The following is a 13,717-nucleotide window of genomic DNA, read 5'->3' as shown; positions in this document are numbered from 1 at the left end:
CTCCAGGGGTAAAACCCAAATTGAGTTTGAAAAGTGTTTGATACTTCCTCTTTAATCTCTTGTGAAGATTTTTAAGAATGAAGCACCGATCAAAAATAGGCGGCTATTTTCTCGTAACCGTCCGCCAGCATCAAACCTATTTCGAAGAAATTTAATGAAAATGAGTGGTTTTCATCTAAAAAGACAAAAAAATCATCTAAAACAGAGATACCGACCATGCAATCGGGACGCAACCGGATTAAAATACGCTCCATTCTTATACCCGGGTCTGTTACCCGACGCCAAACCTTATTCTCTAAAGTTAGGATTGAAGACTCAAAATGAGCGAATATAGCCTGTTTACTTCGGAATCAGTTTCCGAAGGCCATCCTGATAAGATCGCCGATCAAATCTCTGATGCGGTTCTTGATGCAATTATTGCTGAAGATAAGCACGCCCGTGTGGCCTGTGAAACTTTAGTTAAAACCGGTGTTGCCGTAGTCTCTGGTGAGATTACGACCTCTGCCTGGGTTGACCTTGAAGATCTGGTCCGCGGTGTTATCTGCGATATCGGTTATACCTCATCAGAAGTGGGTTATGACGGTGAAACCTGTGGTGTAATTAACATCATCGGCAAGCAGTCACACGACATCAATCAGGGTGTTGACCGCGCCAAGCCTGAAGATCAGGGCGCCGGCGACCAGGGGCTGATGTTCGGCTACGCCAGTAACGAGACTGATGTACTGATGCCAGCACCTATCTGCTATGCCCATCGACTGGTAGAGCGTCAAGCAGAGGCACGTAAATCAGGCTTGCTGCCATGGTTACGCCCGGATGCAAAGAGCCAGGTCACTTTCCGTTATGAAAATGGCAAGCCTGTCGGCATTGATGCCGTTGTGCTGTCCACCCAGCACAACCCTGAAGTATCCTTGCCGGACCTGCAAGAAGCGGTAATGGAGCTGATCATCAAGCACACACTGCCTGCTGAGTGGATCGACAAAAGCACCAAGTTCCATATCAACCCAACCGGTAACTTCGTTATTGGTGGCCCGGTAGGCGATTGTGGCCTGACTGGCCGTAAGATTATTGTTGATACCTACGGCGGCATGGCGCGTCATGGTGGCGGCGCTTTCTCCGGCAAAGACCCATCAAAAGTTGACCGCTCTGCAGCCTATGCAGGCCGTTATGTTGCCAAAAACATCGTCGCAGCGGGACTTGCGGATAAGTGTGAGATACAGGTTTCCTACGCTATCGGCGTTGCAGATCCAACCTCGGTATCCATCAATACTTTCGGTACCGGCAAGATCGCAGATGACAAGATCGTTGCACTGATCGACAGCCACTTTGATCTGCGTCCACACGCGATCACCCAGATGTTAGATCTGCTGCACCCTATGTATCGTCAGACCGCAGCATACGGTCACTTCGGCCATAACCCATTCGAAATGACTGTAGGTAACGAAACGTTCACCGCTTACAGCTGGGAAAAAACCGATAAAGCTGACGAACTGCGCGCTGCAGCGGGCCTGTAACTCAAGCAGGTCAACGACTGACGTCTAATCAGAGATAAAAAAGGGCAGAGTAAATACTCTGCCCTTTTTTTTATCCCGCCAAAGACGGCATAATAACGCCTAATCTTGTTCGATACAGACTGTTGAAATTATGAGAACACCCCGTTTTTACGAACCGCAGGCCTTTACTGAAGGTCAGACGTTCAACCTCAGTGATGGTGCTACACAACATGTTTCCAGGGCCTTAAGAATGCGCCCTGGCGATCAGCTAATCCTGTTTAATGGGGATGGCTGTGAATATTTTGCCGAATTGACTGAAGTGGCAAAACGTAGCGCCCGGGCACAAATTACTAAGATAACAACACCCACGCGACAGTCACCTTTGAAGGTTACCATTGGACAGTCGGTCTCCCGTGGGGAGCGAATGGACTACGCGATTCAGAAAGCGACGGAACTGGGTATGCAACAGATGGTGCCGCTGTTCACTGAACGCTGCGAGGTGCGCTTAAATGCCGAGCGTCAAGATAAGCGACGCCAGCACTGGCAACAGGTGGCGGTCAGTGCCTGCGAACAAAGTCTGCGCTGTGATGTCCCAGAAATAACCGCACCGCAATCCCTGAACGAATGGATAAACAGTGTAGAGGCTGATCTGAAACTGGTATTACACCATCATACCGAGCAGCCCCTGGGTGATTTCGACAAGCCAGAATCCATCGCGTTGCTGATCGGACCGGAAGGCGGCCTGAGTGAAACCGAAGTGGAGCAGGCACTGACACAGGGGTTCAAGCCTGTCGCGTTCGGTCCACGCGTTTTTCGTACGGAAACCGCCCCTGTCGCCGCACTCTCTGTACTGCAGTATTTATGGGGTGATCTGGGATAAATGCAGGAAGCAGCAGTAACACTGGTGATGACCTGAACAGGCGGGTAGAATCCCCCTTAATCTAAAGATTAATAAGGCAATTCGATGACAGTAAAGGTCGGTATTGTGATGGATCCTATTGAATCCATCAGCTACAAAAAAGACAGTTCTCTGGCGATGCTCTGGGCGGCGCAGAATAAAGGCTGGGAGCTCTGGTATATGGAGCAGAAAGACCTTTACCTTCGGGACGGCAAAGTACTGGCTAAGATGGCTCCCCTTACCGTCGATATGAACCCTGAAAAGTGGTTTGAGCGGGGTGAATATCAAGTGGAGGAGGTCAATACACTCGATGTGGTACTGATGCGCAAAGATCCGCCATTCGACAACGAATTCATCTACACCACTCATCTGTTAGAGATAGCGGCAGATCAGGGCAACACCTTGATGGTTAACCGCCCCCAGGCACTACGAGATTATAACGAGAAGATTTTTGCCACTCACTTCCCAGAATGCTGTCCACCGGTATTGGTTACCCGCCGTGACGACCTGCTACGCGAATTCCATGCAGAATTTAAAGATGTGATTTTCAAGCCCCTAGACGGCATGGGCGGCGCCTCTATCTTCCGCATTCAGGAGGAAGGGGTAAATCTTGGCGTGATCATTGAAACCCTGACTAAATATGGTCAGGAAACTATCATGGCACAGAAATACCTGCCGGAAATTGTCGATGGTGATAAGCGGATTCTGATGATTGATGGTGAACCGGTACCTTACGGTCTGTCCCGCATACCAACCAATGGGGAAACCCGGGGTAATCTGGCAGTGGGCGGACGCGGTGAAGGCAGACCACTTACCGAACGTGAAAAGTGGATCGCCGCTCAAGTCGGCCCCACCCTTAAAGCGCAGGGCATACTCTTTGCCGGGTTGGATGTCATCGGTGATTACCTCACCGAAGTTAACGTCACCAGTCCGACTTGCATCCGCGAACTGGACACCCAGTTTGGCTTAGACATCGGTATGCAGCTGATGGATGCGATTGAAGCTAAGCTCGGGTAATCAGGGGCAAATTGATCTTGTTCACACCTGCACTGGAAAGCGCTCATGAGTAAAGCTGTCGCTGTGGTTTCCGCAGCCGACCGGCTCGGCTTTACTCTGTTTCTGGCAGTGGCTGTGCATGCCGCCGCTATTCTGGGTGTCGGATTTGCTGTATCGCCTAAATCACCTCCGGCCCAGACTCTGGAAATCACGCTGGCGCAACATCAAAGTGATGAGCCCCCGGAGGAAGCTGACTTTATCGCTCAGGCCGATCAGCAAGGCAGCGGCCAGTTAGAAGAAAAAGCCCTGCCAACCACCCGGGAACAGGCTGATTTTCAGCACCAGAACATTCAGGAAACCGCCCCGCTTCAGCCGATGACAGCGCCGCAAATCAACGCTCTGACCCCCACACCGGCGATAGCCAGTGACCCGGCTCCCATCGAGAAAGAAGCCGCAGAAGAAACCGTTATAGCCCCTGAAAAACAGGTTATTATTACCAGCAGCAAGGTAGAAAAGAAACTATCAAACACACCGGTACAAAAACAAAAATCAACACCTCCCCCTCCTGCACCAGGTAGCTCTATGTCATTGCTGGCGCGCAGCCTGGAGATCGCCAGCCTCGAAGCACAACTGGAATTGCAGCAACAGGATTACGCTAAACGCCCAAGGGTTACACGACTGACTTCCGCCGCCACAAAAAGCCATAGCGATGCGGTCTATCTGGCTAACTGGCGCCGTAAAATTGAGTCCGTGGGCAACCTTAATTACCCTAAAGAAGCTCGCCAGAATGAGCTTTACGGTAGTTTGCGAATGATGGTTGAGATACTCCCCGACGGACATGTAAAAAGTATCCAAATACTCCATTCATCTGGCAATAAAGTGCTCGACGATGCCGCTATTCGTATCGTACAACTTGCAGCACCTTTCCAGAAATTCCCGGTAGAGATGCGTAAAAATACCGATATTTTGGAGATTATCCGTACCTGGAAGTTTGAGAAAACCAGCCGTGTATACTAGTAGTTAATATAGATCGTTAAATAGATACGGATTAAATATCGCAGCCTCTTAGCTGCTTAGCATGCAGGTATTCACTATGGCCTCTTCCACTCCCGCCTCCCCTTACCTGCCCAGTAGTCTTCAGGATCATTTCCTGCTTTCGATGCCACATTTGAATGATACGAACTTCGATCATACCCTGACTTACATTTGTGAACACAATGAGTATGGAGCCATGGGTATCGTCATCAATCGCCCTATGGACCTGATTATCAGCGACCTGCTACAGCATCTAGAACTTGATTATAAGGCTGCTGAAAAGCTACCGGTTTATGCCGGTGGACCGGTGAAAAATGATCGGGGGTTTATCCTCCACTACCCCACCGAAAAAGTATGGGACTCCAGCTACAACATCACCGATCAGTTATCCCTGACGACCTCTGTCGATATCCTCCGGGAGATCGGCCAGAACAGAGCCCCAGAGCAGTTTCTGGTCGCCCTGGGATACGCCGGTTGGGGCGTAGGACAGCTTGAGCAAGAAATGTCTGACAATGTATGGTTAAGTTGCCCGGCTAATTTAGATATAATGTTCCACACTCCGGCTGAAGAGCGCCTTCAGGCCGCGGCTGCAACTCTGGGAATCAACCTTAATCTGCTGACCTCTCAGAGCGGCCACGCCTGACCCGTTCGATACGCCCACTAACCTACAAAAGAAGCGGAATGATCACACTATCAGGTCCAGTTATAGGCTTTGATTTTGGCACAACTCGGATCGGCATTGCCGCTGGACAGGCAATTACCGGTACGGCATCACCCTTGCCGCCTATTGCAGCGCGGGATGGCATTCCTGACTGGTCACTGCTCGAAGCACTGATTACCGAGTGGCAACCGGCGGCTATCGTCGTAGGTATCCCGTTGAATATGGATGGTACTATCAGCGATATGTCTCGCCGGGCGCGTAAGTTTGCCAACCGCCTTAAAGAACGCTGCCAGCTACCCTGCTATCTGATTGATGAACGGCTTACTACCCGGGAAGCCAAACAGATCAGTCTGGCCCGTGGCGGCAGTACTAATTTTAAAGAAAACTCCGTTGACGGCATCGCCGCACAACTGATTCTGGAAAGTTGGTTTGAATCAGACCAGCTTATATCCAGTGAAACCCGACTGGAGGACCTCTATGATATCGGGCGTGATTAAAGTAGATAATCTACTGAATAAAATGACTGCCGATCTGGCCACCCTGATTAAGGCCAGAGAGCTCGATAATCCAATGATGATAGGTATTCGCACCGGCGGAGTCTGGCTGGCAGAGCACCTGCACCAACAGTTAGACCTTCAGTCCCCTCTGGGTACGCTGGATATATCTTTCTATCGTGATGATTTTAGCCGGGCCGGTCTGAACCCTAAAGTTCAGCCCTCTGTATTGCCCAGTGCGACTGAAGACCGACACGTCATTCTGGTAGACGATGTCATCATGAGCGGCCGCACGATACGCGCCGCAATGAACGAGCTGTTTGACTACGGTCGTCCGGCATCAATTACCCTGGTCACGATGCTCGACCTGAATCGTCGAGAGCTGCCGATTCAGGCAGACGTGGTCGGCGACATATTGCAACTTGCTGACGATGAACAGGTCAAACTGACCGGGCCGGAGCCTCTGGCACTGGAAATTCGTAAGAAATCTAACCTTTAAAGCCATCGCCGGAATCTGACATGTTTGAACAAAAAGATCCCAATCTGATCCAGCTCAACAGCGCCGGTCAGTTAAAGCACTTCCTCACTACCGAAGGGCTGAGTCGAGAATTGCTCACCGAAATACTGGACACCGCAGACTCATTTGTTGACATGAGCGCTCAGCAGGTGAAGAAAGTTCCTCTGCTACGGGGAAAAACCGTCGTGAACCTGTTTTTTGAAGCCAGCACCCGGACCGCCAGCACCTTTGAGTTAGCGGCTAAGCGTCTCTCTGCCGATGTGCTTAATTTGAATATCAAAACCTCATCTACATCTAAGGGTGAAACGCTTAAAGACACCCTGATGACCATGGAAGCGATGCATTCTGATATGTTCGTCGTCCGCCACTCAGACAGTGGCGCTGCACACTATATCGCCAGTCAGGTAACGCCCCACGTTGCGGTAATCAATGCCGGTGATGGCCGCCATGCTCATCCGACTCAGGCGATGCTGGACATGCTGACTATTCGTCAGCACAAAGGTAGCTTTGAGCCGCTAAAAGTAGCCATTGTCGGGGATATACTCCATTCCCGCGTTGCCCGCTCACAGATACATGCTTTACGCACACTGGGGGCTGCAGAGATCCGGGTAATCGCCCCAACAACGCTATTACCCCGCCATATTGAAGCACTGGGCGTAAAGGTCTATACCGATATGAACCAGGGCCTGAAAGATATCGATGTGGTAATGATGTTACGGCTACAGAAGGAGCGGATGCAGAGCGCACTACTACCCAGCGAATCAGAGTTCTACCGTTTATACGGCCTCACCGAAGAGAAGCTAAAGCTAACCCATCCGGACTCAATCGTGATGCACCCAGGACCAATAAATCGGGGGGTGGAGATAGAAACCTCCGTTGCTGACGGTCCAAAATCACTGATACTGAAGCAAGTTACCAACGGTATTGCGGTGCGAATGGCCGTCATGTCGATGTCAATGAGTGGGCAGATGACTGAGTATCAAGCTGAGAAAGAGGGCGAATAAGCTAATGACAAAGAATATTGCAATCCGAAACGGTCGTGTTATTGATCCTGCCAATGATCTGGACAAGGTTACTGATCTGTTTATCAGCGAAGGCAAGATCGCCGCCATTGGTCAGGCCCCTGAGGGCTTCACTGTCGACCGGGAGATTGATGCCACTAATCTAATCGTCAGCCCGGGGCTAATCGACCTCTGTGCCCATCTGCGTGAGCCGGGGTATACCCGAAAAGGTAGTATTGCCAGCGAAACCGCTGCCGCCGCTGCCGGTGGAGTCACAACTCTGTGCATGCCCCCTATTACCAAACCGATTGCCGATAACTCCGCCGTTATCGACCTGATTGAAGACCGGGCAAAACAGGCGGGTAATGCCCGGGTATTACCGATGGGGGCGTTGACCCAGGGATTGAAGGGCGAACAACTGAGTCCAATGTACGCTCTAAGCAAAGCCGGTTGCATCGGTTTTACCAATGTTCGGGAGCCAATTCGCAGTTCGCTAACACTGGTACGCTGTCTTGAATATGCAGCCACCCACGATCTGCTGGTGATTTTTCAGCCTCAGGATGCTGAGCTCGCTGACGGCGGCACTATGCATGACGACACTACTTGTACCCGTCTGGGCCTGAGCGGCATTCCTGAAAGCGCCGAAACCATCGAAGTCGCCCGTTGCCTGCTACTTATTGAGCAGACCGGCGTCAAAGCCCACTTTGGCCAGCTCTCTTGTGAACGTTCGGTGAAAATGGTCATGGATGCCCGCACCAGAGGCCTGCGAGTCACTGCCGACATAGCGATTCAAAACCTTCTGCTGACCGACGAGAATGTCAGCGGTTTTGATCCTAATTTCCATCTAATTCCACCGCTGCGCAGCCAGCTGGATCGGGCGGGGCTGCGGCACGCATTACTGGCTGATGGGTTTCAGGCAATCTGTTCTGACCATCAACCCCATGAACTAGCGGCAAAGCAGGCTCCATTTGCAGCCACTGAGCCCGGAATGACAGGTCTGGAAACCCTGCTTCCTTTATCTCTGATGCTGGTTCAGCAAGAGCTAATTTCATTACCGCAGATGATCGAAAAACTGACCTCTGGCCCCGCCAGCGTTTTGGGTACAGGTCTGGGAACCCTGGGTACCGGCCGTAGTGCGGATATCTGTATCTTCGACCCCGAGCAAGAGTGGACGCTGACCGAAGAGAATCATCGCTCAGCCGGCAGCAACACGCCATTCCTGAACTTCCCATTGAAAGGTCAGGTGTGCTTTACCCTGTTAGAAGGGAATGTGGTTTTCCAACTGGCCTAAAAACTCAATAATCGAAATAGATACAACAAAAAACGGCGCTGCAGGTTTTAGAAAACCTGCAGCGCCGTTTTTGTATAAGGAAGAGTTACATCCCTTTCACATCAATGCTGCCTTCATTCTGCAGGAAGTCAGTGTCATCTTGTAGGAAAAAGCCAGAATCCTCTTCCGTCCCTCCATCAAGACCCGGATTAGTTTCTGCATTAAGCTTTATCATCAGTCGTAGATCGTTTGGCGAATCAGCATGAGCTATCGCCACATCGTAGGTAATGTTGCCTTCCTTGTACTCAGTATAAAGCGCCTGATCAAAGGTTTGCATACCCAGATTAGTGGACTTCTTGATCACCTCTTTCAGCTCATGAACCTCACCCTTACGAATCAAATCCTGCATCAGTGGCGTATTGATCAGAACTTCAACAATCGCCCGACGGCCTTTACCATCTTTTGTCGGCACCAGTTGCTGCGCCACAATCGCCTTAAGGTTAAGCGAGAGATCCATCCAAATCTGAGCATGATGCGCCGGCGGGAAGAAACTAATAATTCGATCCAGTGCCTGGTTAGCATTATTCGCGTGCAACGTTGCCATACAAAGGTGGCCGGTTTCAGCGAAAGTCAGACCATAACCCATAGTATCAGCTGTACGAATCTCCCCCATCAGAATTACATCGGGGGCCTGACGCAGAGTGTTTTTCAGTGCAACTTCAAAAGATTCGGTATCCAGACCGACTTCCCGCTGAGTAATAACACTCTGCTTATGCTCGTGAATATACTCAATCGGGTCTTCAATAGTGATGATATGGCCAGCAGTATTAGCATTTCGGTAATCGATCATCGACGCCAAAGAGGTCGATTTACCCGTACTGGTTCCACCCACAAATAGGATCAATCCCCGTTTAGTCATCGCCAGATCCTTCAACACCGACGGTAGATTTAGCTCTTCCAGACTGGGGATGTAGGTATTAATACGACGCAGCACCATACCGGGTGAGTTTCGCTGAAAGAAAGCACTGACACGAAATCGACCAATACCCTGGGCACTGATCGCAAAATTACACTCGCGGGTACCTTCAAATTCTGACAACTGCTTATCATTCATAGTACTGTAGGTCAGAGCGCGGGCCTGAGCTGGCTTCAGGGATTCTTTTGTTAACGGCTTCATTGTGCCGTCAATCTTAATACTAGGCCGGGCTCCGGCAGTGATAAATAGATCAGAAGCGTCGCGGTCGGTCATAACCTTCAGCAGTTGAGTAATATCCATACTATACGCTCCCTATTAGAAATTCTTTGGATTCAACGCTTTACTACGAGCGACATCACGAGTGATCAAGCCTTTCTGCATTAGATCTGTCAGCGACTGATCCAAGGTGATCATACCAAAGCCTGCGCCGGTCTGAATCGCAGAATACATCTGTGCGACCTTATCTTCACGAATCAGGTTTCGAATAGCTGGCGTGCCGACCATAATTTCATGGGCGGCGATACGTCCCCCTTTCGGCTTTTTCAATAACGTCTGAGAGATTACACCCTGCAAAGACTCTGAAAGCATCGAGCGCACCATCGCCTTTTCTGCCGCAGGGAATACATCAATAATACGGTCGATCGTTTTAGCGGCGGATGTTGTATGCAACGTACCGAACACAAGGTGCCCGGTTTCTGCCGCGGTTAGCGCTAAGCGGATAGTTTCCAAATCTCGCATCTCACCCACCAGAATGACATCGGGGTCTTCACGCAGAGCAGAACGTAACGCCTCTTCAAACCCTAGCGTATCTCGGTGAACTTCCCGCTGATTAACCAGACATTTCTTACTTTCGTGAACAAACTCGATAGGGTCTTCGATGGTCAGGATGTGATCGTTGCGAGTCTCGTTCACATAGTCAACCATCGCCGCCAGGGTGGTACTCTTACCGGAACCGGTCGGCCCTGTCACCAAAACCAACCCACGGGGATTATCAGAAAGGTTACGGAACACTTGCCCCATGCCCAGATCATCCATGGTCAACACTTTACTGGGGATGGTACGGAAAACGGCAGCGGCACCGCGGTTCTGGTTGAAGGCGTTAACACGAAAACGCGCCAAGCCTGGCACCTCAAAAGAGAAGTCAGTTTCTAACCGATCTTCATAATCCTTACGCGTCCTGTCGTTCATAATGTCGTAAATCAGCGTTTGAACCTGCTTATGCTCCAGAGAGGGCAGCTTGATTCTCTTCACTTCACCATCAACCCGGATGACGGGCGGCATACCTGCGGTTATATGAAGGTCGGATGCTCCCTGCTGAACGGTAAAAGATAAGAGTTCTGTAATATCCATAGCTTCTCTGGTGTAGTAAGGAACCGGCAAACATGTTCCGTTGATTAACTGTATGCGCCAACCTAACTATCACAGGCCCGGCATACTGCGAACAACCATTAACCATCATAAAAGCTGTAACCCAGCATATAAAGGGCTGAGCCCCTACTTTGGGCAGCTTTGAGTAGATTTATTCCTTAAAAAGGCTCAAAACTACTCCAAAAACTTAAAACCTAGCGGGAAATATTCGCAGGCTGGCAAATAATCTCTGTTATTATAACGGCTGAATTCAAATGATTTTAAGTATATATATCAGTTTTATCAGAATAGCCCACCATAGCCAATCGCTAGTTATAACTATATGACAGACATAGCAAATAACCTCAACCTTATTCACACGGGCATCGCTACTGCCACAAAGATCGCACATCGCCCACCTGATAGCGTGAAACTGCTGGCCGTCAGTAAAACCCGTCATGAAAATGAGCTTCGCCAGGTCTGGGCCGAAGGCCAGCGGGACTTTGGTGAAAACTATCTACAGGAAGCGCTGGATAAGATTGCAGCATTAGCCGATCTTGATCTCTGTTGGCACTTTATTGGACCTATTCAGTCAAATAAAACCCGGCCGATCGCAGAAAGCTTTAGCTGGGTTCACAGTGTAGACCGATTTAAAATAGCCCAGCGCCTAAGCGACCAACGTCCCAACGATTTGGCTCCGTTAAACATATGCTTACAGGTCAACATCAGCAGAGAAGTAAGTAAGGCCGGCATTTTGCCGGAAGAACTACCAGCATTGGCTGAACAGATAACTAAACTGGAAAACGTTCAACTGCGCGGTCTGATGGCTATTCCCATCAGTAGCGATGATCCGGAGTTACAACGACAACCTTTTGCTGAAATGAATTCTTTACTGCAAACTTTACAACAGCAACTACCGAATGAGACGCTGGACACTCTATCCATGGGAATGTCTGGTGATATGGAAGCTGCCATCCATGAAGGCGCAACGATTGTACGAATCGGAACCGCCCTGTTTGGCCCCCGTGACTATAGTAAGTAAGACCGGTAAGTAAAACTGGCAAGTAACATCCAAGCGCTAAATAATCAGTATTTTAAGATCAGGAATTACACGTGAGCACACAACCAACACTGGCATTCATCGGCGCGGGCAACATGTCCCGCGCAATCATCGGCGGGCTGATCAGCAACCAATTCCCTGCTGAAAACATCTGGGCTACTGGTACTCAGTTAGCAAAGCTGGATGACCTTAAACGGCAAGGCCTGCACACCACAACCGATAACAACGCTGCTGTAGCGGCTGCCGATATCGTCATTCTGGCAGTTAAACCGCAGATATTGAAAGCGGTAGCGATGGATATGGCAGCAGCGGTTCAGCAACATCAACCCCTGATTGTTTCTGTTGCTGCGGGTATTATGTGTGACAGCATGGATACCTGGTTAGGTGGGGATATTGCGCTAGTACGCTGCATGCCAAATACCCCGGCACTGGTAAAACAGGGAGCATCAGGGCTTTATGCCAATCCGCGGGTGACTGAATCACAACGCAATCAGACAGAACAAATTATGCAGGCAACCGGTATCGCCCTCTGGGTAGACACCGAAGTCCAACTGAATGCGGTAACTGCCGTATCCGGAAGTGGCCCCGCATATTATTTCCTGATGATGGAAGCGATGGTGGCTGCCGGAGAAAAACTCGGTCTCAGCCGTGAAATTTCTAAACAGCTGACAATTCAAACAGCGCTTGGCGCTGCTGAGATTGCTCGCCAGAGTGATGTAGAGCCGGCCGAACTGCGCCGCCGGGTATCGTCACCCAAAGGCACTACCGAGCAAGCAATACTGACCTTTATTGATCAGGGGCTACCAGAGATTATCGCCAACGGCATGCAAGCCTGTAGCGACCGTGCTGAAGCATTGGCTGTAGAGCTCGGAAAATAAGTTCGGGAAATAACCCAACCAATAACCAGATGATATAAAAAGCCTTTCTCAGGTTCATAGTCACCGGGAAAGGCTCTATACTCTTGTTGTACTTATAGTTTAAAGACTCTGGTGCTATCTATTCAGGCATTAAGACAAACCAACCCATAAATTTTATCCAACAGGTACTGAAACAATGGGACAGGATCCTATCAGTTCAATAATCCAGCTGTTCGGTCAGCTTTATGTGTTTATTGTAGTTCTGCGCTTTCTACTTCAGCTGGCCAAAGCTGATTATTACAACCCGATTGCACAAGCAGTGGTAAAGGTTACTTCGGCGCCATTAGTACCACTACAGCGTATTATTCCACGACCCGCTAATATCGATCTGTCTCCGCTGGTGCTGGCCTTTCTGATCAATCTGGCAACCTGGAGCCTGATACTGCTGCTTAAAGGGCAAGGTATCGGTAGCAATCTAACCGCTATGCTGGTGCTTTCCGGTGTTGGTGTATTTGATACGATTCTGAATATCTATTTTTATGCGGTTATCGGTTCCGTGATTATCAGCTGGGTTGCTCCCGGTAGTTATCACCCGGGGCCTCAGCTGATTACCCAACTGACTGAACCAGTATTTGGACTTGCGCGCAGAGTAATTCCTTCGCTGGGAGGGTTAGATCTGTCGCCTATTCTGATCTTTATTACTATTCAAATCGCCCGTTCGCAGCTGAGTAATTTGACTCAATTTCTCCTCTGAGATCGTAGATGGGAAGCTTTTATACTTGGCAGGACGGCAATCTGATACTCAATTGCCACCTGCAACCCAAAGCCAGTAATGATGCTATTGTTGGTCTGCATGATGAGAGTGTTAAAATTCGCATCACCGCGCCGCCAATAGAGGGCAAAGCCAACGTCCATCTGGTAAAGTTCCTGGCAAAGCAATTTGGCGTAGCCAAAAGTGCAGTCAGCATACTCAGTGGTGAGCTGGGCCGGCAGAAAAGGGTTCGGATCGAAAGCCCCAAAAAGATTCCCCAAATATTAACGATTGAGCACAACTAAAGTGATACTGAGACCTCAACATGACTACCGCCCTACTGGTTATCTGATTTTAGATAGCC

16 protein-coding genes are annotated in these 13,717 nt (G+C 49.8%); 13 read left to right on the top strand and 3 right to left on the bottom strand.

The window, feature by feature from the left end; translation table 11 throughout:
* Positions 1–89: 89 nt before the first annotated feature.
* Positions 90–254, bottom strand: a complete 165-nt coding sequence (locus QZZ54_RS01660; RefSeq protein ID WP_290697650.1) for a hypothetical protein — start codon at positions 252–254, stop codon at positions 90–92.
* A gap of 66 nt (positions 255–320) precedes the next feature.
* Here QZZ54_RS01660 and metK point away from each other — a divergent pair, with 66 nt between their 5' ends.
* The 9 genes from metK (at position 321) to QZZ54_RS01615 (ending at position 8,383) form a co-directional block, all read left to right on the top strand.
* Positions 321–1,511: a methionine adenosyltransferase gene (gene metK, locus QZZ54_RS01655; RefSeq protein ID WP_290697648.1), complete on the top strand. Its 1,191-nt coding sequence runs from the start codon at positions 321–323 to the stop codon at positions 1,509–1,511.
* Positions 1,512–1,641: 130 nt separating this feature from the next.
* The gene (locus QZZ54_RS01650; protein WP_290697646.1) at positions 1,642–2,370 is read left to right on the top strand and encodes a 16S rRNA (uracil(1498)-N(3))-methyltransferase; all 729 of its coding nucleotides are present in this window, start codon (positions 1,642–1,644) and stop codon (positions 2,368–2,370) included.
* Positions 2,371–2,454: 84 nt separating this feature from the next.
* The gene (gene gshB, locus QZZ54_RS01645; protein WP_290697643.1) at positions 2,455–3,405 is read left to right on the top strand and encodes a glutathione synthase; all 951 of its coding nucleotides are present in this window, start codon (positions 2,455–2,457) and stop codon (positions 3,403–3,405) included.
* A gap of 45 nt (positions 3,406–3,450) precedes the next feature.
* A complete protein-coding gene (locus QZZ54_RS01640; protein ID WP_290697641.1) occupies positions 3,451–4,401 on the top strand; it encodes an energy transducer TonB in 951 nt (316 codons plus the stop codon).
* Positions 4,402–4,477: 76 nt separating this feature from the next.
* Entirely contained in the window at positions 4,478–5,062 is a 585-nt protein-coding gene (locus QZZ54_RS01635; protein WP_290697638.1) for a YqgE/AlgH family protein, read from the top strand.
* A 38-nt stretch (positions 5,063–5,100) separates the two neighbouring features.
* Positions 5,101–5,577: a Holliday junction resolvase RuvX gene (gene ruvX / locus QZZ54_RS01630; protein ID WP_290697635.1), complete on the top strand. Its 477-nt coding sequence runs from the start codon at positions 5,101–5,103 to the stop codon at positions 5,575–5,577.
* On the top strand, positions 5,558–6,073 hold the full coding sequence (gene pyrR, locus QZZ54_RS01625) for a bifunctional pyr operon transcriptional regulator/uracil phosphoribosyltransferase PyrR (RefSeq protein WP_290697631.1): 516 nt from the start codon (positions 5,558–5,560) through the stop codon (positions 6,071–6,073). The genes ruvX and pyrR overlap by 20 nt, the downstream gene beginning before the upstream one ends.
* A 20-nt stretch (positions 6,074–6,093) precedes the next feature.
* The gene (locus QZZ54_RS01620) at positions 6,094–7,095 is read left to right on the top strand and encodes an aspartate carbamoyltransferase catalytic subunit (protein WP_290697628.1); all 1,002 of its coding nucleotides are present in this window, start codon (positions 6,094–6,096) and stop codon (positions 7,093–7,095) included.
* A gap of 4 nt (positions 7,096–7,099) precedes the next feature.
* Positions 7,100–8,383 (top strand): dihydroorotase, encoded by a 1,284-nt coding sequence (locus QZZ54_RS01615; protein ID WP_290697626.1) that lies wholly within the window; start codon positions 7,100–7,102, stop codon positions 8,381–8,383.
* An 85-nt stretch (positions 8,384–8,468) separates the two neighbouring features.
* On the opposite strand, the gene QZZ54_RS01610 is transcribed toward QZZ54_RS01615, so the two are convergent.
* Entirely contained in the window at positions 8,469–9,638 is a 1,170-nt protein-coding gene (locus tag QZZ54_RS01610; RefSeq protein ID WP_290697623.1) for a PilT/PilU family type 4a pilus ATPase, read from the bottom strand.
* Between the two features lie 15 nt (positions 9,639–9,653).
* Positions 9,654–10,688, bottom strand: coding sequence for a type IV pilus twitching motility protein PilT (locus QZZ54_RS01605; protein ID WP_290697620.1), 1,035 nt, complete (start codon positions 10,686–10,688; stop codon positions 9,654–9,656).
* Positions 10,689–11,028: 340 nt separating this feature from the next.
* On the opposite strand from QZZ54_RS01605, the gene QZZ54_RS01600 reads away from it, so the two are divergent.
* The 4 genes from QZZ54_RS01600 (at position 11,029) to QZZ54_RS01585 (ending at position 13,658) form a co-directional block, all read left to right on the top strand.
* Positions 11,029–11,727, top strand: a complete 699-nt coding sequence (locus tag QZZ54_RS01600) for a YggS family pyridoxal phosphate-dependent enzyme (RefSeq protein ID WP_290697617.1) — start codon at positions 11,029–11,031, stop codon at positions 11,725–11,727.
* Positions 11,728–11,798: 71 nt separating this feature from the next.
* Entirely contained in the window at positions 11,799–12,623 is an 825-nt protein-coding gene (proC, locus tag QZZ54_RS01595) for a pyrroline-5-carboxylate reductase (protein ID WP_290697614.1), read from the top strand.
* Positions 12,624–12,798: 175 nt separating this feature from the next.
* On the top strand, positions 12,799–13,356 hold the full coding sequence (locus tag QZZ54_RS01590; RefSeq protein ID WP_290697611.1) for a YggT family protein: 558 nt from the start codon (positions 12,799–12,801) through the stop codon (positions 13,354–13,356).
* 8 nt (positions 13,357–13,364) lie between these two features.
* Positions 13,365–13,658, top strand: a complete 294-nt coding sequence (locus QZZ54_RS01585) for a DUF167 domain-containing protein (protein WP_290697609.1) — start codon at positions 13,365–13,367, stop codon at positions 13,656–13,658.
* Positions 13,659–13,717: the final 59 nt, after the last annotated feature.

It is taken from the genome of Amphritea sp. (assembly GCF_016744155.1).
Classification (GTDB): Bacteria; Pseudomonadota; Gammaproteobacteria; order Pseudomonadales; family Balneatricaceae; genus Amphritea.
The sequence above is the reverse complement of the archived record's forward strand: the minus strand, read 5'-3'. Positions and strand labels throughout refer to the sequence as shown.

Bases quoted from the DNA above. Each gene is read 5' to 3' on its own strand.
- QZZ54_RS01660 (WP_290697650.1), bottom strand. From the start codon at position 254: ATGGAGCGTATTTTAATCCGGTTGCGTCCCGATTGCATGGTCGGTATC.
- metK (WP_290697648.1), top strand. From the start codon at position 321: ATGAGCGAATATAGCCTGTTTACTTCGGAATCAGTTTCCGAAGGCCAT.
- QZZ54_RS01650 (WP_290697646.1), top strand. From the start codon at position 1,642: ATGAGAACACCCCGTTTTTACGAACCGCAGGCCTTTACTGAAGGTCAG.
- gshB (WP_290697643.1), top strand. From the start codon at position 2,455: ATGACAGTAAAGGTCGGTATTGTGATGGATCCTATTGAATCCATCAGC.
- QZZ54_RS01640 (WP_290697641.1), top strand. From the start codon at position 3,451: ATGAGTAAAGCTGTCGCTGTGGTTTCCGCAGCCGACCGGCTCGGCTTT.
- QZZ54_RS01635 (WP_290697638.1), top strand. From the start codon at position 4,478: ATGGCCTCTTCCACTCCCGCCTCCCCTTACCTGCCCAGTAGTCTTCAG.
- ruvX (WP_290697635.1), top strand. From the start codon at position 5,101: ATGATCACACTATCAGGTCCAGTTATAGGCTTTGATTTTGGCACAACT.
- pyrR (WP_290697631.1), top strand. From the start codon at position 5,558: ATGATATCGGGCGTGATTAAAGTAGATAATCTACTGAATAAAATGACT.
- QZZ54_RS01620 (WP_290697628.1), top strand. From the start codon at position 6,094: ATGTTTGAACAAAAAGATCCCAATCTGATCCAGCTCAACAGCGCCGGT.
- QZZ54_RS01615 (WP_290697626.1), top strand. From the start codon at position 7,100: ATGACAAAGAATATTGCAATCCGAAACGGTCGTGTTATTGATCCTGCC.
- QZZ54_RS01610 (WP_290697623.1), bottom strand. From the start codon at position 9,638: ATGGATATTACTCAACTGCTGAAGGTTATGACCGACCGCGACGCTTCT.
- QZZ54_RS01605 (WP_290697620.1), bottom strand. From the start codon at position 10,688: ATGGATATTACAGAACTCTTATCTTTTACCGTTCAGCAGGGAGCATCC.
- QZZ54_RS01600 (WP_290697617.1), top strand. From the start codon at position 11,029: ATGACAGACATAGCAAATAACCTCAACCTTATTCACACGGGCATCGCT.
- QZZ54_RS01590 (WP_290697611.1), top strand. From the start codon at position 12,799: ATGGGACAGGATCCTATCAGTTCAATAATCCAGCTGTTCGGTCAGCTT.
- QZZ54_RS01585 (WP_290697609.1), top strand. From the start codon at position 13,365: ATGGGAAGCTTTTATACTTGGCAGGACGGCAATCTGATACTCAATTGC.